This is a genomic window from Streptomyces cacaoi (assembly GCF_006539165.1).
Classification (GTDB): Bacteria; Actinomycetota; Actinomycetes; order Streptomycetales; family Streptomycetaceae; genus Streptomyces; species Streptomyces cacaoi.
Genome location: NZ_BJMM01000076.1, coordinates 1 through 18,163 on the forward strand (window position 1 = coordinate 1; position 18,163 = coordinate 18,163).

13 protein-coding genes are annotated in these 18,163 nt (G+C 70.6%); 7 read left to right on the top strand and 6 right to left on the bottom strand.

Features of this window, described 5'->3' with window-relative positions:
• Window positions 1–769: 769 nt before the first annotated feature.
• Window positions 770–1,900 carry a DUF5954 family protein gene (locus SCA03_RS32545; RefSeq protein WP_141275822.1) on the bottom strand — a complete coding sequence of 377 codons (1,131 nt, stop codon included), beginning with the start codon at window positions 1,898–1,900 and terminating at the stop codon, window positions 770–772.
• Window positions 1,901–3,426: 1,526 nt separating this feature from the next.
• Here SCA03_RS32545 and SCA03_RS32550 point away from each other — a divergent pair.
• A complete protein-coding gene (locus tag SCA03_RS32550) occupies window positions 3,427–3,999 on the top strand; it encodes a GNAT family N-acetyltransferase (RefSeq protein ID WP_086818020.1) in 573 nt (190 codons plus the stop codon).
• 655 nt (window positions 4,000–4,654) lie between these two features.
• Here SCA03_RS32550 and SCA03_RS35380 read toward each other — a convergent pair.
• The gene (locus tag SCA03_RS35380) at window positions 4,655–4,810 is read right to left on the bottom strand and encodes a hypothetical protein (protein ID WP_158102316.1); all 156 of its coding nucleotides are present in this window, start codon (window positions 4,808–4,810) and stop codon (window positions 4,655–4,657) included.
• Window positions 4,811–5,755: 945 nt separating this feature from the next.
• On the bottom strand, window positions 5,756–6,181 hold the full coding sequence (locus SCA03_RS32555; protein ID WP_030892400.1) for a hypothetical protein: 426 nt from the start codon (window positions 6,179–6,181) through the stop codon (window positions 5,756–5,758).
• Window positions 6,182–6,476: 295 nt separating this feature from the next.
• On the opposite strand from SCA03_RS32555, the gene tap reads away from it, so the two are divergent.
• Both tap and tpg read left to right on the top strand, forming a co-directional pair.
• Complete coding sequence (gene tap / locus SCA03_RS32560) at window positions 6,477–8,741, top strand: telomere-associated protein Tap (RefSeq protein WP_086816389.1); 2,265 nt, start codon at window positions 6,477–6,479, stop codon at window positions 8,739–8,741.
• A gap of 3 nt (window positions 8,742–8,744) precedes the next feature.
• Complete coding sequence (gene tpg, locus SCA03_RS32565) at window positions 8,745–9,302, top strand: telomere-protecting terminal protein Tpg (RefSeq protein WP_086816387.1); 558 nt, start codon at window positions 8,745–8,747, stop codon at window positions 9,300–9,302.
• Between the two features lie 833 nt (window positions 9,303–10,135).
• Here tpg and SCA03_RS32570 read toward each other — a convergent pair.
• The gene (locus SCA03_RS32570; protein WP_086816385.1) at window positions 10,136–10,597 is read right to left on the bottom strand and encodes a RidA family protein; all 462 of its coding nucleotides are present in this window, start codon (window positions 10,595–10,597) and stop codon (window positions 10,136–10,138) included.
• 115 nt (window positions 10,598–10,712) lie between these two features.
• Window positions 10,713–11,402 carry an HD domain-containing protein gene (locus SCA03_RS32575; protein ID WP_030892419.1) on the bottom strand — a complete coding sequence of 230 codons (690 nt, stop codon included), beginning with the start codon at window positions 11,400–11,402 and terminating at the stop codon, window positions 10,713–10,715.
• 72 nt (window positions 11,403–11,474) lie between these two features.
• Here SCA03_RS32575 and SCA03_RS32580 point away from each other — a divergent pair, with 72 nt between their 5' ends.
• The 4 genes from SCA03_RS32580 to SCA03_RS32595 all read left to right on the top strand — a co-directional run bounded on the left by SCA03_RS32580 (window position 11,475) and on the right by SCA03_RS32595 (window position 14,597).
• Window positions 11,475–12,452, top strand: coding sequence for a GlxA family transcriptional regulator (locus SCA03_RS32580; RefSeq protein WP_086816383.1), 978 nt, complete (start codon window positions 11,475–11,477; stop codon window positions 12,450–12,452).
• A 372-nt stretch (window positions 12,453–12,824) separates the two neighbouring features.
• On the top strand, window positions 12,825–13,193 hold the full coding sequence (locus tag SCA03_RS32585; RefSeq protein ID WP_086816381.1) for a PadR family transcriptional regulator: 369 nt from the start codon (window positions 12,825–12,827) through the stop codon (window positions 13,191–13,193).
• A complete protein-coding gene (locus SCA03_RS32590; RefSeq protein WP_141275823.1) occupies window positions 13,190–14,029 on the top strand; it encodes a hypothetical protein in 840 nt (279 codons plus the stop codon). Before SCA03_RS32585 ends, SCA03_RS32590 begins: the two co-directional genes overlap by 4 nt.
• 304 nt (window positions 14,030–14,333) lie before the next feature.
• Complete coding sequence (locus SCA03_RS32595; RefSeq protein WP_212766863.1) at window positions 14,334–14,597, top strand: hypothetical protein; 264 nt, start codon at window positions 14,334–14,336, stop codon at window positions 14,595–14,597.
• Window positions 14,598–15,176: 579 nt separating this feature from the next.
• On the opposite strand, the gene SCA03_RS32605 is transcribed toward SCA03_RS32595, so the two are convergent.
• On the bottom strand, window positions 15,177–17,591 hold the full coding sequence (locus tag SCA03_RS32605) for a DEAD/DEAH box helicase (RefSeq protein WP_086816376.1): 2,415 nt from the start codon (window positions 17,589–17,591) through the stop codon (window positions 15,177–15,179).
• Between the last annotated feature and the right edge of the window lie 572 nt (window positions 17,592–18,163).

Genomic DNA, 18,163 nt, shown 5'->3' on the forward strand with positions numbered 1-18,163 from the left:
TTGTCTCGGTGTTGTTGTGTTGGGGTGTGCGGCCGCGGTCGCTTCGGTGGCGGGTTGCGTGTGTTTGGGGCGTTGATGGGTGTGGTGGCGGGGTGATGGGCTGGGTTCTGTTCGTCCTGTGGTGGGGGTTGTGGGGGTGGGGTCTGGTTTCTGGTTGGTCTGTGCTGGGACTTGTGGTCCTGTGTTGCGGGTAGGTAGTTCGTTGTCTTCTGTCTGTTCCTGGTGTGTTGTTGCGGTTTGTGGTGCGGGTGCGGTTCGTGCGGGCGTGCGGGTGGGTGGAGTTGTGGTTTGTGTGGTTCTGGCTGGCTGGCTGGCTGGTCATCGGGACCTCGTGCCCGGTGTCCCGCATACCTCGCTTGTCCGGGGAAGGGGTGTGGTCCGCGGCTCAGCCGGTCCTGCCGCCTGTCTGCCAGCCTCCGGCCGGTTCCGCTGTCTCGTCAGGGCCGCCCACGCCCACGCCCTTGCCCTTGCCTGCGGTTTCGGGTGTCCCGTTCCTGTTGATGGGTGTCCCGGTTTCGTCGGTCTGCTTTTCCGGTCTGGAGGGGTGTCTCACCGGAGTTTTCTCACCGTCGTCGTGCCGGGGTGACCGGCCGCGGCCACTGTAGTGGCCGGCTGTGCCCAGGGCGGCCGACTGTCCCGTCCTACTCGACCGTAGGCGGGGCTTTCCCGCCCGGCGGACGGGCGAGGAATCTCACCTTCCCGGCCGGATCGTGCGGCAGCCAGCCGGTTCTATGAGCGTCTCGGGTTGAGGGCGGGGTGTTGTCTGTTTTTAGTTTTGGCGCTGTTGCCGGGTTTGTGTCAGTTTTTCCTGGCGTTCTTTTTCTTGGATGCTCAGTCGGAAGAGTTCTTTGTGGCGTGCGGTGATGTCGGGGGGCAGGTCGGGTTCTGTGTTTTCGTTGTCGGGTGGGAGTTCTCCGGTTTCGCGGAGTTGTTGGTCCTGGACCAGGATGGGTGGGTCGGGGTCGGGGTCGGAGGGGCGGGGGCCTTCGGGGCCGTCGGGGCCGATGCGGATGAAGCGTTCGACGCGGACGATGCGCATGTGCCGTCCGGTGAAGTGGAAGTGTGAGGGGCGTTGTGCGTCGAGGCGGTCTGCGGCTTCGCGGTAGGCGGCGCGTTCGGTCTCGTCGAGGTTTTTCATGACGGGGTCGAGTACTCGCAGGGAGTAGGCGAGTGTGTCGCGGGCGTCTTGGGGGGTGGTGGCGTGGCGTGTTCTGGGGCGCCAGCGTCCGTTTTCTTCTTCGGCGAGGCAGTAGGTGGTGGGCAGCAGGGCTGCGCCGGGGTGGTGGTGGCGTGCGGTGGCTGCGTCGCGTTGTGCGTGGGGGGTGGCGCCTGTCAGGTGGGTGAGGCGCAGGAGGTCTGTTTTGAGGAGGGCCTGGGCGGGGCTGGTGGGCAGGACGGGGTCGATGACGAAGCCTTTGGTGGGGTCGGGCACGTGGTGTGCTTCGCCGGGTTCGGCCGGGTCGGGGTCGCTGTTGCGGGGTGGTTCGGGGCCTTCGGGGCCGGAGCGGATGATCTGTTCGGCGCGTACTACGCGGTAGCGGATGCCGCATACGGTCATTTCGTCCACGCGTTCCCGGTCGAGCCGGTCTGCGGCGTGCTGGAGTTGTGCGTGTGCGGCCTCGTCGCCGTCCTGTTCGGCTTGCTGGGCGAGGAGGCGCAGGTGGGAGCCGAGGGAGTCGCGGGCCTGCTGGGGGTAGATGTTGGAGAAGTACCCGTGCAGGCTCCATCCGCCGGCCTCGCGTTCCTGCGCCAGGCCGAAGACCGGTTCCAGGCCCATGAGGTCGGGGAAGCGTTCGCGGGCCTGTTGTGCTTCTTCTTCTGCCTGCGCTGCGGCGGGGTCCTCGGGTACGGCGACGCGAATGGTGCGGTAGGCGGGCACGTTGTCCTCAAGTGGCTGCACTCTCTCAGTGTGCGCTTGATGACTGTGTGTGCGCAGGGAGTTGGGGTATTCGCGGCATGGAATCTGCGGAAGCCTGCCCAGGGGCGCGGCGGGTCGGTACGGCTGCCGGGTGTACTCGTGGCTGCGCCTGCTGGCACAGCCCCGGGTATGCCCGGTATGGCGGCTCGTCCCAGCGGCTGTAGGGGCGGGCTGCCGTCATGGCGGCTGGTGCGTTGTCACCGGCCGGTGTGGCGGCGCGCGCTCCCTGGCCGTGTGCGGCAACGTGAACACCCCGGGCCGTGTCGCCACAGTCCCTTTCCTACTGTTGAGCCGTTCTTGTTGCTGCGGTCGAGTTCCCGGTGTCACGGGTGCCCCCGGTGGGTCCGCGTATCCGGGCCTGGCTGTTGCAGCGTTCGGTCGTGGTGTTGGCTGGTCGCGTGTGGGCGTCGTGCATGCCGCAGTCCCTCCGGCGTGCACCCCGGGGGCCCGGAGGCCGGGGGGTGTCTGCCGCTGTCTGGCCGCGGAACTCCCCGTGTCCCTGGAGTGCCTGGCCGGAAGACGGCCCCGGGGGGCCTGCGGGAGCCGGTTGGGCTCGCGCCTGCGGCCTGCCTCTGTGCGCTGCCCTGTACGACACCTCTCCTGCGCACAGCCTCCTTCCGCCCACAGCATCCCTTCCGTGCACAACCCCCCCCCTCGTCCGCAGTGCTTCTCCTGCGCACAGCGCTTCTCTTGCCGCCAGCGCGCTGCCCGCGCTCACAGCGTTCCTTCCGCGCGGAGTGCTCTTCTCCCGGACAGCGTCTGCCCGCTCCTTGAGGTGGGGTGGTGGTCGGGGTCGGCCGGCCTTGGCCCGTGCCAGCGCGGCGGTGTCCGTGGCCAGGCCGGCGACGACGTGTTCGAGGGCAAGGTGCCGGCCCAGAAGCAGCATCTCGATCAAGGTCCGGGTGCCGTCTCTCTCGCGGTGGATCTTCTTGGCCTGGGCCCACCAGGTGTCATGGACGGGTGTGAACCTGCCTGCCTGGCGGGCCTGTTCGAGGGAGCGGAGCCGGGGAAGGCGCCGGGATTGCAGGCCAGGGCCCTCCGGGCAGTGGTCCAGATCCAGGCGGACGGTGCCCTGGCGCCCAGGCGTTCGGGCCGGGCCACTTCCACGTTCTGGTTTGTGAACGACCGGGTGACAAGCGTGCGGTACGGCCCGAACCTGTTTGCTGATCAGCCTGATCGAGGCTGAGCGGCGGTTGGTGCGGGCCGGGATCTGGCCGTAGCGGTCGACCCGCGGCGTGAACAATCCGGCCCGTCTCGCATGGCTCGTCGGGCAGCGGCGTCAGCAACGGCTGTTCGCGCGCGAAGCACTCGGCGACCGTCTTGGGTCTCGGCCCGATGCGGCGGGCATCATCCTGCCGGTCCCACTGCTCGACCATCTCGTTCAGCTCGGCGAACGAGGAGACCTCGGGGACGGGAACTGAAGTGGCTGCGGCGGAAGTAGCCGGTCCGGCCCTCGCCCCGGATAAACCGATGGCCGGGGGCGAGCGTGACGCGGCAGGATGCTCCGCATGTCCTTGTCCGCCCCCGAGCTGCACACCACCCGGCTGCGACTGCGGCCGTTCACCGACGCCGACGCAGCTTCGCTCTACGCGCTGCACAGCAGCGCCGAGGTGCTGCGCTACTGGGACTCCCCGCCGTGGACCGAACCGGCGCGCGCCCAGTACTTCATCGCGACCTGCCGGACGATCGAGGAGAAAGGCACGGGAGCGCGGCTGGCTGTCGACCGCGTCTGCGACGGCGCGTTCATCGGCTGGTGCGGCCTGACCAATTGGAACCCGGACTTCCGCAGCGCATCCCTGGGCTACGTCTTCGACGCCGCCGCGTGGGGCCACGGCTACGCCACGGAGACCGCGCACGCCCTCCTGCAGTGGGCGTTCGGCACCCTGGACCTCAACCGCGTCCAGGCCGAGACCGACACCCGCAACGTGGCGTCCGCCCGGGTCCTGGAAAAGCTCGGCTTCGTCCGCGAAGGCACCCTCCGCGAGGACTGCGTCGTCAACGGCGACGTCTCCGACTCCTGGGTTTTCGGCCTCCTCCGCCGCGAGTGGCACCCGACAGCCACGCCGACGGCCGACCGCTAGGACCGAGACCTGCCCGCCTTTCGTGCCGCACCCTCACCAAGACCACCGTCGGCCGCTCCGGCGAGCTCGACGCCTTCGCTTTCCCCATCGCCCCGACCACCCGCGCCCGCGTGAGCATCCGGTAGTTCGCGGCTGCTTGGAGCGGCAACGGCCTGATCGGCATGCGCGGGTGCTGTCGCTTCTCGTGACCATCGAACATGCCGCGGCCCAGTGCCTCCCGAAGCACTGAACAACCGCTGTCGAAACCGGTGAACAAGGCCACAGCCCGTATGGTCGCCTTTTGGCAGGCGGGATCCGTGGACGTGCGGATGAGGGCATGACGGGCTGGCGGGAATGCGTCGTCATCCGCTCATCGTGGCCCGCCCAGCCAGCCGGCGGGGCCCGGTTGCCGGAAATTCCGAGGCGCTACTGCTCGCCCCGCTGTTGCCGTCGTGTGTCGACCAGTCGGCGCCACCGGGCGCGGGGTCGTCTCCGTCCCGTTCAGCCATTGTGCTGAGGAGGGCGCGGGAGGGGAGGGGCGGCCGGCCATGAGGTGCCTGGCCCCGGGGGCGTCGAGTCCAGCTCCGGCTGGGGCGGGCCGGTGGGTGGGAAGCCCGCCGGCGGTGGGGACGGAACCGGGGGTGTGGCCCGGGTAGTGTGCCCGGGGCCGCATGTGTCAGGTGTTGTTGTGGTGGCGTCGGCCCGCGAGGGCGGTGAGTGCGGTGAGGATGCCGGCGCCGACCGGTATCGGTGTGGCGGCCGCGGGGTGTTCGTAGGCGATGTACGTGCCGATGACGGCGAGGGGGAGGGCGAGCGCTCCCAGTGTGATCACGGGTGTTCTTCTCCCGGTGCCGGGTGGGCGGGGTGGTTGCGGAACCGGGTGGGGTGAGCGTGTGGTGCCGGATGCCAAGGACCGCAAGTCCGGTCCGGTGGGGGGAGGCCGGCGTCGGGGGCAGGCGTTGAGTGTGTGGGGCCGGATGCCGAGCCGCGTAACTCCCTTAAGCCACCAGGAGTGCAGGGGTTTCCTGGGCTGGTCGGGTCTGTTCCGCAAGCATCCGGGCGGGGGCGTGGTGTCGTGTCCGGTGAGTGGCTGTGCAGCGGGCTGACGATGGCCGCTCTCACCTGCGCCGGCGCTCTCTCTCCTGAGCGGCCGTGCAGCGGGCTGGCGAGGGCTGCTCTCCACGCCTGCGCCGGCGCTCTCTCCTGTTGCCTTGACCATCGTGCTCCAGCGTCCCGAGCCCGAGCCGGACCGCGATGACCCCGGGGGGGGGGCTGGTTGTCCTGGCCCGACGGGGATATCGCTGCTGCCAGGTGCGCCGTGCTTTCGTCTGACGTTTCGTCCGCAGCGCCGCGTGCGAGGGGGTTTGGTGGGCGGCTGCCGGGCCTGGCAAGCGAAGGGGGGGCCGCATGCTCTCTGGCGCGCGGCCGGCCTTCGCCGCTGGGCTCTTCCGTCCGGGCCCCGGAACGCCTTCACCGTGCCAAGGTGGCGGCTGCCGGCGGCGGCTTCGCAGGAACGTGCACATCACCGGATGTCGTGCCGGTACTGGCTTGTCGGTGACGCCAGCGATCTTTCTACTTGTCAGGAACTGGCCGAGCGCGAGGAGGTCAAAGAGAAGACGGGCCTGACCGCGCCGTTTTTGCCGTCGTGGCACCGGTCTTGTGCCGGCGCGCCCAGGCCGGGCGTCCACGGCAGCCGGCCGAGGGCAAGGGGACAGGGTGCAGGGTCCGGGTGCGAGGGGCGGGCCCGGGGTGTCGGTGCCGGGGCCGTCGGTGCCGTTTACCTGTCCCGCTGGAACCATGCCTTGGCCGAGGACTGCGTCATGAGGACGATCAGAGTGATGTCAGCTGCCAGGGGCAGCAGACCGCTGCCTGCTGTGCGGGCCATGGCGCCGAGTGTGAAGAGGATCTGCAGGGCGGCCAGGATGATGCAGGTGACCCTCACTCCGCTGCGGCCCGAGGCGAAGCGGAATGCGAGGCAGCCGATGACCAGGTTCAGCAGGTTTGCTCCCAGGACCGCTCCGGCCGTTCTGGGGCCGTCCAGTTGGCCGGCGAGCACGGAGACCGCGACGGCGAGCACCGCGATCGTGAAGGCCACCACCCTGGCCGCCCGCACGCTGGTGGGCAGGGGGGCCGGGCCGTAGCCGGGCACGGGAGGCCCAAAGCCGGCCTGGCTCTCGGCGGGTGGGGGCGAAGCCGGATGCATGAGTGTCTCCCGTGGCCGGTGGGTCGTGTCCGTCTGGGAACGCCAGCGCGGATGCCGAGATCCTAGGCGGGCCCGGCGCCGGTGTTCCCACCGGCGCCCGGGGAGGCCTTCCTGGGCGCGAGGGGCCGGGTGGCCAACCTGGCGCCGTCTGCGGTGAGTTGTGGGTCTGGCGCGCCCGGTCTGCGGCTGTTGTGGGAATGAGCGTTCCTGGTCCGCCGGCACGCCGGACACGCACTCCGGGTGAGTAAAAAGATGGGCTAAATCCGAGGGTAAGTGCCTGTTAGTGTGCGGGGGTATGGCATCCGAGGAAGAGCTGTTCGCGTCGGTTGACGCGCTGTTGGAGGAGGAGCCGCAGCTCCCGCCTCCGGCAGAGCGGGCCCGGCTGCGTGAGGCCGCCGGTATCACTCAGGCCCGCCTCGCGACCGCGCTGAAGACCTCGACACAGAGTGTCAAGAACTGGGAGAACGGCCGTTCCGAGCCGAAGTCGCCGCGTCTGGAGGCGTACCAGCGGCTGCTTGAGGGCTGGGCGGCGAAGTACCCCGTGCACGGCGCTCCCGCCGCCCCGGCCGCTGCCTCGGCCGCTGGCCTGTCTGCCCCGGGTGGTGCGCCGCGGCCGGAGGTGCCGGCCACGTCCACCGACCCGGCCGCCCCCGCACCCGCCCCTGCTCCTGCCCCTGGGCCGGGGGTCACCGCGCCGGTTCAGGCTCCCGCCGCCCCGGCCGTGCCGCGGCCCTCCACCCGTCCGGCCGCGCACCCGGACCCGCGCCCGGCCGCGCGTCCGGCTGCTTGTGCGGCGGCGCCGTCGCGGCGGCCGGCGGCGAAGAACACTGCGAAGTCTGCGAAGAACGCCGGGAAGCCTGCGAAGAACGCCGGGAAGCCTGCGAAGCCTGTCAGTGATCCGCGGTTCCCGCACGGCCCGCTGGCCGTCCTCGACGGCGACGGCTCGGCCTACGGCATCGACGGCATCGTGCTGGACTGTCCGGCGACCACCGTGCCGGGGCTGGTGGAGTGGGCCCTCACCGAGTCCGGTCTCGGTGCTCCGAGGCTCCACCGGCACGGCAGGGACTCCGACCCGCTGATCGTGCTGACGGCCGCAGCCGCGGTGAAGCTGGGGCTGCCCGAGCGCCTGGAGGGCCACGCACAACGCCGCCTGCTGCGTCTGCCGGACGATCACCCGGTCGTCGAACAGCTGGCACGCGCGAAGTGGCAGCTCACCCAGCGCGGGTTCGGCCCCTGGCCCCGTATCTACCGCAAGACCCAGAGCCGCGAGCGGCAGTGCGTACAGCTGGCGATCCTGCCCTGGGACGCCCTCGATGAGCGGTCCTGGCCGGGGGTGGCGGAGATGGCCCCGGCCGACATCGCCCGCGTCCTCGGCGTCTACGCCCGGCGGGTCATCACCCCGCGCGGGTCCACGGCCGTCAACGGCCTGGAGCTGATGACCGCGCTGCGCCCGCCCACGAAGCCGGTACGGGACACCGGGACGGGGAACTGGGTCCCCGGCCACAACCCCGGCAGCTTGGGCACCCAGCCGATGGACCCGGCGCCGCCGGAGGGCCAGCCCGAGCATCCCGCGCTCCACCGCATGGGGTGGAAGGGCGGCTTCCTGCACGAAGAGGCGTACCAGTGGGTGCGGGACGTGGACACGCTCACGGATGAGGAGTGCCTGCTTCCCTTCGCGGTGGGCCTGGACCTGAACACCGCGTTCCTGGCGGCCGCGGCCCGCCTGGTCGTCGGCCTGTCGGAGCCGGTGCACGTCGTGAACCCCGCCTTCGATCCCAAAACTCCGGGCTCGTGGCTGGTCGACCTCTCCCACATCGAGCTGGATCCGCGTCTGCCCAGCCCGTTCACACCGGACGGCACCCGCCCGGCGGGACCGGCCTGGTACCAGACACACACCGTCGCCTACGCCCAGGAACTCGGCCACAACGTCGCCCCGGCCGAGGCGTACCTGCGCCGCGAGAAGGGCGCATTCCTCGACCCGTGGCACGACCGGCTCAAGGCCGCCTACGTCGATACCCTCGCCGACCTCGGCGTCACCCGGGACCTGGACGACACCGAGTTCCTGGCGGCGATGGAGCGGCACAAGCAGGTCGACCCGGCGATGGCCGCCGTGCTGGCCGCGATCAAGGCGACGGTGAAGGGCGGCATCGGGAAGCTGTTCGAGAACCCGCAGGGCAAGCACTACACGGAGGGCGAGCCGTGGCCGGCCATGATGCGGCCGACCTGGCGCCCCGACATCCGCGCCGCCGTCATCTCCAAGGCCCGGGTCAACATGCACCGCAAGCTGCGCAACATGGCGCAGATGACCGGCCTGTTCCCGCTGGCGGTGCTCTCCGACTGCGTCGTCTACCCCTCGCCGGGCGCGAGCCCGCTGGACTTCCTGCCGTATGCGGCCTCCGGCAAGCCGCAGCCCGGAGGGTTCCGCCTCGGGCCGACGCCGGGTCTGGCGAAGCCGGAGGGCGTCCAGTCGATGGCGTGGGCGGTGGACCTGATGGAGCAGGGGCTGAACCCGGCCCGGCACATCAAGGGCGGCGACGCCGTCCTGGAGGGAGGGGAGTAGACCGTGGGGGAGATCGACGACGCGATCGAGCGGGCCGACCGGGAGGCGTTCACCAAACAGCCGCCCAAGACGTTGAAGGGCCAGATCGGCTACCTGATCCGGCAACTGGGCAGCGCGAAGGCCGTCGCGCAGGAGATCGGCGTCACCGCCGACTCCGTCAACCGCTACCGGCGCGGCGCCCGCAAACACGCCCGCCCCGACATCGCCGCGACGATCGAGGAGGCCGTACGGCAGCGGTGGCAGCCGCTGGTGCGCAAGCGCCGGCAGAAGCAGGCTGCCACCACGGGCGGGATCACGGTGGAGACCCGGGCCCGGTTCGGCTACACCGCACCCATCGGCACGACCGACGACGGACGGTTCCGCAGACTCACCGTGCACCTCCCCCCGGACTACGCCCAGCGCCTCTTCACCGCCCGCAACGAGGGGGCCGGCGACCGGCAGATGCGCCAGATCATCGCCGAGGGATTCAGGGAAGTGTATTTCCAGGACGGCGGCAGCCGCGCTGTCGGGCTCTCGGATGTCGCGATCAACGACATCGACTACCTGGACCTCGACTACTGAACTACCGGCCCGCCGCCCGCCGCCCGCCGCCGGCACTCCGGGCACCGTCTCCCTTCGCCCGCTGGTGCTCGTCGGCATGACGGCGGTCGTCGGCACCGCCGGTTCGGGTGCGAGCGGGGAGCCCGGCTCCGGCGCGCGGTGCCCGGCGGCCGGCAGCACGGCGACCCCGGTGGCCGGGAGGGCGAGGACCCCGGTGACCACCGGACCACCAGGGGGCCACGTGCGCGGGTGCCGGCAGGTACTGCACGACGAGGCCGGACAGCAGCGCGCCGGCGCCGGAACGAAGGCCCGGCACGGCCCAGTTGGCGCGCGTGCCGCGTGCCGCGTGCGCGGTCGATGTCCGGTACGGCCGCACCCAGCCCCCCCCCCCCGGGTCGATGCCGGTGGCTATGCCTTGCGGCACCCGTCCGACGAGCAGGTCGCCGACGCCGTCGCCGTGGCGAACACCGCCATGGCGACGGCCCGCAGTGCAAGCCCCGCAAGCAGAACAGGTCTGCGGCCGAGGCGTGTCGACGCTCCCCTCGGGGGCGGCGCGGTCGGGCGCGCGAGGGCGTCCACGCCGAAGACGACCGTGGTGGTGACCCGGTGACCGGGGAGAAGCGCCGGCGGGCCGCACAGAGCGCGTGGAGCGGTGCCGGCGCGCTCGGCGCGGCGGGAGCGGGACGGGCACCGGCGCCGGCCGCACCGGCCGCACCGGCCGGGCGGAGCCGGGGGCGCCGGACGGCCAGGACGGCGCTCCGCGGCGGTGTCCTGGGCGTGGTGGCTCACCCCGGTGCCCACCCGAAAGGGGGAGGCCCAGGGACCCGAAAGGGGGCCCGCGGACCAGGCAGGGGTCAGGCATCGCCCCCGGACCCTGGGGTGGGGTGGTGTGAGCGGGCGGTGCCGTCGGGACGGGCGGCGGTCGCCTGGATCTCGACGAGGAGCTCGGGGCCGGCCAGCCCGCTCACGCCGATGATCGTCCAGGCAGGGCAGGGCTCCTTGACGAGGCGCTGCTTCGCCGCGAGGAAGCCGGCCATGTTCTCGCGGATGTCGACGTGATAGCTGGTCACCTCGACCAGGTCGGCGAAGCCGAGGTTCTCCAGCCGGAGGATCTCCTCCAGGCGCCGGAGGGCGAGTTCGGTCTGCTCCTCGGCGGTCTTCCCGGGGACGCCGTCGGCGCGGCGGCCGATCTGCCCGGAGATGAACAGCAGCCCGTTCGAGCGGACCGCGGGAGCGTGTCCGAAGCGGGCGAAGGCGCTGGTGGTCTCTCCGAAGACCGGTGAACCGTCGGGGACCTCTACGCGGTGGATGGCCATGAGGGCGTGTCCTGTTCTCGGTTACTGGGGCTGTCGGGGCTTGTCGGGGCTGTCGGAGTTGCGGGGGCCGGCGGCCTGCTGGGCGCCCGGATCCGTACGGGCCGGGCAGAGCGGGTCAGTTGCCCCACCGGGAGGAGCCGCAGGCGTGTTCCATCCGGGTCCGGCCGTAGGTGCGGCGTTCGCGCAGGAACTCACCCGGGATCGTGTAACGCGGGCCGTTCTGCGGGTTCTTGGCGGCCTGCGCGACGATCGCGTCGGTCAGCGAGCGGATCATCTCCAGCCGCGGATACGCGGCGTGGACCACCTCGGCCTGTGCGTCGCTGAGCACGCCGGCGTAGGCGTTGCCCATCGGGCCGCCGAAGTCCAGCGCGACACCCTCGCGCACGAGCAGGCACAGTGGACCGCGCCGCTCCGCGATGCCCGAGGAGGTGTGCAGGGCGATGGCCTGCCAGACCTGGTCGGCGTCCGCCTCGGAGCGTCCGCGGTCGATGAGGAAGGCAGCGGCCCGGTCGGCTCCCTCGACCTCGAACCGCTGGGTGTGCGGTCCGTCCGGGGCCACTCCGATGTCGTGCAGCGCGCACGCCGTGAACAGCAGCTCGTCGTCGTAGTCCTGGCCCGCGGCCAGTTCCAGGCGCGCGGCCACGAGGCGGGCGAACAGATAGGTACGCATGCTGTGGTGGAACACCGGGAGCGGCACCACCGGCTTGACGAGCTGCACGACAGCACCCGCGAGGGGGGTGTCCGGCAGCGCGGTCAGGCCGGCGGTCACCTCGGTGCCCACCTGGCTGGAGGCCGTTCCTGTCATGCCCACCAGGCTGGCACGCAGGCCTGTGACCAGGTGAGTGGCAACCTTGCCCCCTATCGTTAGAATATTGCCATGCCGGTTGTTGCCCCACCCGCCCCACCCGCCGCACCGACGCACAGGGTCGCGATCCTGGCCCTGGACGGCGTCACACCACTCGACCTGTCGATCCCCGCACAGATCTTCAACTCCCGGCCGGAGACGCCCTACACGACCACCGTGTGCGGGCTCGGCGACACGGTGGCGACCACCGGCGGCTTCTCCCTGACCACCGGAGGCGGCCTGGACCAGGTGCCGACCGCCGACACCGTGATCGTCCCGGGACACGAACCGGGCAGCCGGCCGCAGACGGAACTCCCGGACGAGGTACGCGACGCACTGAGACAGGCACGCGAACAAGGCAGCCGGATGGTATCCATCTGCACCGGCGCCTTCGTCCTGGCCGCGGCAGGCCTCCTGGACGGCCTGCGCGCCACGACGCACTGGCTGCACATCGACGAACTCGAACGCAGCTACCCGTCCCTCACGATCGAGCGCGACGTGCTCTACGTCGACGAGGGAGACGTACTCACATCCGCCGGAGTGTGCTGCGGCATCGACCTGTGCCTGCACCTCGTGCGCCGCGACCTGGGAGCCGCCACGGCCAACCGCATCGCCCGCGGCCTGGTGGCCGCGCCGCACCGCGACGGCGGACAGGCCCAGTACATCCCGGCACCGGTGACCGAGGCGGGCCCGACATCCCTCTCCGGCACCCGCGACTGGGCACTGCACCACCTCGACGAGCCGATCACCCTGCGCATGCTCGCCCGGCACGCCGGCGTCTCCCCCCGCACCTTCATGCGCCGCTTCTCCGCCGAGACGGGCACCACGCCGTTGCAGTGGCTGCTGAACGCCCGCCTCGGCAAGGCGCGCGAACTGCTGGAGACGACAGACGACTCGATGGAACAGGTCGCGCGCGCGTGCGGCATCGGCACGGCGGCCAACCTGCGCCTGCACTTCCGGCGCAGCCTCAACACCACGCCCACGGCCTACCGGCGCATGTTCACCCACTGACCGCAAAGAACAGCCGTACGGCTACCGAATGCGGGCGGAGACCTCGTGACCGCACGGACACATCCTCACGGCGCCGGGAAGAACCGGCCGGGGGGCGGAGGCCGGGCCCAGCCGGACACGGCCCATCCACCCGGTACGCAGGCCAGATCCCGGCTGAGGAGTACGCCGGTCTGCCAGGGGAGGCGGGACGGAAGTACGCCGGACAGCACAGCTGCGCGCACTCCCGGCCCAGCCGGCCCGGCCTGCCACGCCGAGCGTCACGCACACCCCACCCCCCGGCGGGCAAGGCCGCAGGCGACAGGCGCACCACGGCCCCGCCCAGACGTACCCACCCGGCGCGCGACCCGCTTCCCATAGTCAGTTGAACGGACTATGGTGCGTGGGGTGACCGAACGGAAGAAACCGCTCCAGGAACCAACCCTGCTCATCCTCACCGCCCTGGCCGACGCCCCCCGCCACGGCTACGCCCTCAGCCAAGAGATCACACAAATGTCCGAAGGCCGGGTCAAACTGCGCACCGGCACGCTGTACGGCGCCCTGGAACGCCTGCAAGCCGACGGCCTCATCGCAGTCTTCGCCGAAGAACGAGTCGAAGGCCGCCTGCGCCGCACCTACACACTGACCGCCCAAGGACGCCAAACCCTGACCGAGGAAGCACGCCGACTGGCCGCCACCGCACGCGAAGCCACCCGCCGCCTGAACAACGCAACAGACAGCGGCACGGCGGAGGCCCTCGCATGACACACACGACAGACCCACAACCCGCCCCCCGCATCCTGGCCCTCTACCCACGGCGCTACCGGGCCGAGCACGGCGACGAAATCACGCAGCTCTACCGGCACGCCACCGAAGGCGCAAACCCACACACCCGGCGCCGCGAAAACTGCGACATCGCCGCCCACGCCCTACGCATACGCACCGCCCTCACCTCCCACCAACCACTCGGCCGCTTCACCCTGACCACCGCCCCGTACGCGCTGGCGGCCGCCGCCTCCCTCACCGCATCCCAGGCAACGACGACAGCCGCCGAAGCCATCCGGGACACGGACACGGCCCCGCTCCCCGGCATCGGCGGCCTGATGGTCTGCCTGGCCACCCTGGCGGCCGGAGCGCTGGCATGCACCGGCCACTGGCCCCGGGCCCGAGCCCTCAGCGCACTGGCCATGGCGCTGCTCGCCGCACAGGCGCACGCATCCGCCTGGCTGCTGCCACTCCTGGCAACCGTCGTGCTGATGCCACCAGCGGCCGAACCCGCGAGGACCGACCGACGCCTGGCCCTGCTACTCGCCGCGCTCACCTGGCTCCCCACCTTCCCGATCGCCCTACCCGTAATCAGCACGCTCGGCGCCGGCATGATCGGCCAACTGGGCCCCACCATGACTGTGTTGGCGTGGCGGACCGCTACGAAAGCCCGCACGACCCACCACGTGCCGGCCATCCTCTTCGCAGGCCTGCCCTGGATCACCACACCGACCGCATCACCCATCGGCCTCACCATCGTGGCCACAGCGCTCACCCTGGCCTGGTGCGCGGGACGCACAGCAGGCACCCGCTGGTCGGCGATCCGAAGGAACTGACTGGCCACGGACCGCACCCCGGTCAACCAGCCGCCCTGGAACGCCTCCTCGTGCGCCACAGAGAGGCTGCTCTCGCTGAGGATGGTGTGCGCCCCGGCGATGGCTCCGGCCTCGACCGTGGCATCGACTCGATAACCCACGCGCAGAGCGATATGGCCCGCAGGATGAATGTGATCGAGAAGGAACGAGCCGACGGCTGACGACTGCAGTACCAACGTGCACGCGGGCGTGCCCCGTTCGAGAGAAGGGCTGAGCTGTGCCCGACCGACCTGAAATCGTCTGCATCTGCGGCTCTACCCGATTCATGGACGAGATACGTACGGTGAATCGCGATCTGACCCTCGCCGGGGTCATTGTTGTCGCGCCAGGTGAAGCAGACGAGTTGATCACCGACAAGCAGAAGAAGACGCTGGACGCCCTCCACCTGCGCAAGATCGACCTGGCAGACCGAGTTCTGATCGTCAACCCTGGCGGATACATTGGCGAGTCCACGAGCAGGGAAATCGACTATGCCCGGGCCACCGGCAAACCGATTTCGTTCACCGACCCTGCCCCCGCTGCAACGTAACTCGCCGGGGGAGCACCCCAAGACCCAGGGCCTACACGCACACCAGGGCGATGCCGCAGCCCAGAGGCCCCGAGCACCGGCCCCAGCGCGTGCAGGCCCTGAGTCCGGTACCGCTCCCGGACAGCGAAGGACCCCCGGGCGCACGTGCGCCCCGGGGTCCTGTCGCCGGTCTCACCGTCGCCGCTCACCAGCCGTCAGGTGCGCTGCCCACCCACGCGATCGGCCGGCCCTCGCTGTTGCGGCCCCAGCGCGGTTCCTCCATGGAGGTCTCGTGCCCGTCGGGCAGGACGCAGATCCGCCCTCAACAGCCGGGCTTGCCCGCGCAGAGTCCGGTGAGCCGGGCCGCGTTGCGCCCTCCGCCACGGCTTGGTCGTAGCGGTCCTCGAACCTCTGGAGACGGGCGCACAGCTCCATGCCCAGCTCCATCCTCCGCCGCTTTCACCCGGGCCCGCGCCTTCTGCACCCCCAGGGAAGCACAGCGGTGATGACGTCCTCCGCCTCCGCGAAGGCCCTGGTGCGCGCGTGCCGCCGCACGGCGTCCTGCACCCGCCGCCTTCGCCGCCTCCTGGTCGCTCGCGCTCATCGCGCGGCTCCTTCCGTGGCCGCCCACTCCAGTCCGAGGCCGGCGAGCGCGGCGAGCTTGTCGACGGTCAACTTCGCGCGCCTGGTCTTGGTGTTGGACAGGAAGACTCCGAGCTTGACCTCCGTCCCGTCCGGCAACGTCTCCACGTGGCCCCTGGGGACCTTCACAGAGCCCGTGCGGGCCTTGTACCGGTCCAGGGCCGCAACGCCTCTCTCGAAGGCGCTCACGGGCGCCGTGGAAGGCTCCGCGGACTCGTCCGGCTCCACCGGGGCCGGAGCGGCGAGCGGGGCGACGCCGATGTCCTCCAGGCGCTGGCGCTGCCCGTCGGCCAGAGCCGCCCACACCTCGGGCTTGCGCTGCCGGGCCAGCCACTTCCCGATGTCCATGCCGTGGACGGTGACGCCGGGCAGGACCTCCGCCAGGCCGGCTTCCTCGCGCACCATCTCGCGCAGCGCCACATAGTGCCGTTGCCAGACCGCCGGCCACGGCGGGTTCCAGTCCTCGTCGACCGCCCTCAACGCGGCCTCCCACTCCGGGTGTTCAGCCAGCGTGCCGGGACGGCGCAGGTTGGACAGCCACTGCCCGACCGGCTTGCCGAGCGCGGCCGCGGTCCGGGGCGCGCACAGCGTCCAGTGCTCCTGGGAGTACACACGGGCCGCTGCCAGGTTCTCCTGGAACCGCGCATCGCCCGCCGACCAGACCATGCCCAGCTTCTCCAGCCGCGCCGCGCGCCGGCCGGTCATCTGCCCGGCCCCGTACGCACGCCGCTGCTCCGCGACCCACTGCCCGAGCGGGAACGCGCCCTCCTTGTGCTCGTAGCGGACCCGGGCGTGGCCCTCACGCTCCACGTACTCCTTGAGCTTGGCCCAGCCACGGGCCCAGTCCTGCCGCTCGGTGTCGATCACATTGAAAGAGACCCAGTCCGCGACCATCACCGGATCCCGCGGAGCCGCAAACCGCAGCAGCAGACGCGATTCCTCCTCACCTTCCCCGGGCGCAGCCCCGATGTACTCGGACGGCTGAGCCACACCCTCCTGAGCAGCCTGCGGGATGGCCAGCAACTCGACGGCCTCCTCATCGTGCGCCCGCAGCCCCTCAAGAACCTTCACCAAAGGCCGGTACGAGCCAGAAGTGAACAGGTCCTCCGGCACCTCGTCGGGCTGAAGGAACACCGGCACGATCAAAGAAGCGAGCTTTCCCTGCCCGGGCTTCTGGCGCAGCGCGCGCCCGACCGCCTGCACGATGTCGTGCGGCGCACCCTTGGGGTCCAGCAGAGCCACCGAGTCCACCGCCCGGATATCCACACCCTCACCCAGGACACGGCAGTTGGAGAGCACCGCACGCCGGGCAGTGGACCCGAACCCGCCCAGCACCTCCCGCCGGCGCTCGGGGACATGCTCGCCGCACAGCCAGTCCGCCCAGATCCGGGCGGGGTACGTCTCCGGCTGGTCAGCGTGCAGCTTCGCCGCAACCCGCTGAAGACCCTCAGCGTACGCCTGCGCTTCTATGGTCCGGTGGTGGAAGGTGATGCACGTGCTGAGGTTGTGCTGCGCCATCGTGTGCAGCAGCGCGGCCTGGAGCGCCCCCAGACGCTCCCCGCGAACCTTCTCGCTGTGCCGCTCCCCGCCCATCAGCCGATCAGGCGTCACGACCGGGTCCTGGAGCTCCAGGACGATGATCTGGTACCGCGCCAGCAGACCACGCGACACCGCCGACGCCAGCGACAACTTGTAGAGGACCGGCCCGAAGACCTTCTCGTCGTCCATGGAGGCCGCCATCTCACGCGGCAGCGGGTCACGCACCCCCTCGGCGACCTGGTGGTTCAGCCGCTCCTCCCAGATCCGCGGCGTCGCCGTCAGGTACAGCCGGCGGCGCGCCGGGATCCTCTCCTGGTCGTGGATGTCCGCCCACGCCTTACCCATCGAGCCCGACGTCCGGTGGGCCTCATCAACCACCGCCAGATCCACCGGCGCGAGCTTCTGCCCGTATGCGCCCTCGAACGCCTCCACCAGCACGCCCAGCGACGCGTAGGTGGCGAAGATGGTCACCGGCCCCGTGGAGTGCCACAGCGCCAGCTGCACGGGGTTCGTGGTGGAGCGGACACCCAGGTGGAACAGCTCCGGATCGTCCAGCGGCGAGCACACCATGACCGCCGGCCCCTTGTGCCCGACCCCGCTCCACGCCTTCACGGCCTGCGCCAGGAGGTCCAGGGTCGGCACCACTACGAGAACGCGTCCCTTGGGCACAATCCTCTTCGCGGAGGCCGCCGCGATGATGGTCTTCCCCGTTCCGCACGCGGCGTGCACCTGCCCGCGCAGACCATTCCAAGGAATGCCGCCCGGCGGGATATCGAGGCCGCGCACGATGGCGGCTACAGCCTCAATCTGGTGTTCACGCAGTTTCACGGCCATTTTCGTTTGCTCCTTTTCGCGGAACGCGACCGTAAGAGGAGTGAGAGTCCGCGCGGTGAGTGGCGGGCCGGGGTGGTGGTGTCTGGTCCCAGACTCTACACAGACACGGCTCATGATGCATCATCCTCGCTGTGGTTCCCCATTTGTGAAATGAAACGTGATTGATTCCCACCCCCGCGCGTACGGTTCGCAGGACATGTCAGCGAGGTATCGGTGAGCGTGAGCGGGACCCGTTTCGAGAGCGGGGGAGGGGTTCGGGTGGAGCGCAGCGGAGCCCGTCACCACGGTGAGCTGGCATCTGCCAGGGCTGACGGCCCGTCAAATTTCTTGCCGAGGGGTGGTAGCTGAGGTTCCCAAGCCCTACACAGGCCCCGCGCGTGATGCATCACCCCGTAGCCAGCCAAGGCACCCGCGCTTGCGCGGGTGCCCAGCAATTCGCGCTTGCGCGAATTGCTTTCTATTTCAGGATTCCGCTTGCGGAATCCTTTTCCGCCGCTTGCGGCGGAAATCGAATTGCGCTTGCGCAATTCGTTCATTATGCCCCCCGGGGGGGGCATAACCCGCTCCGCGGG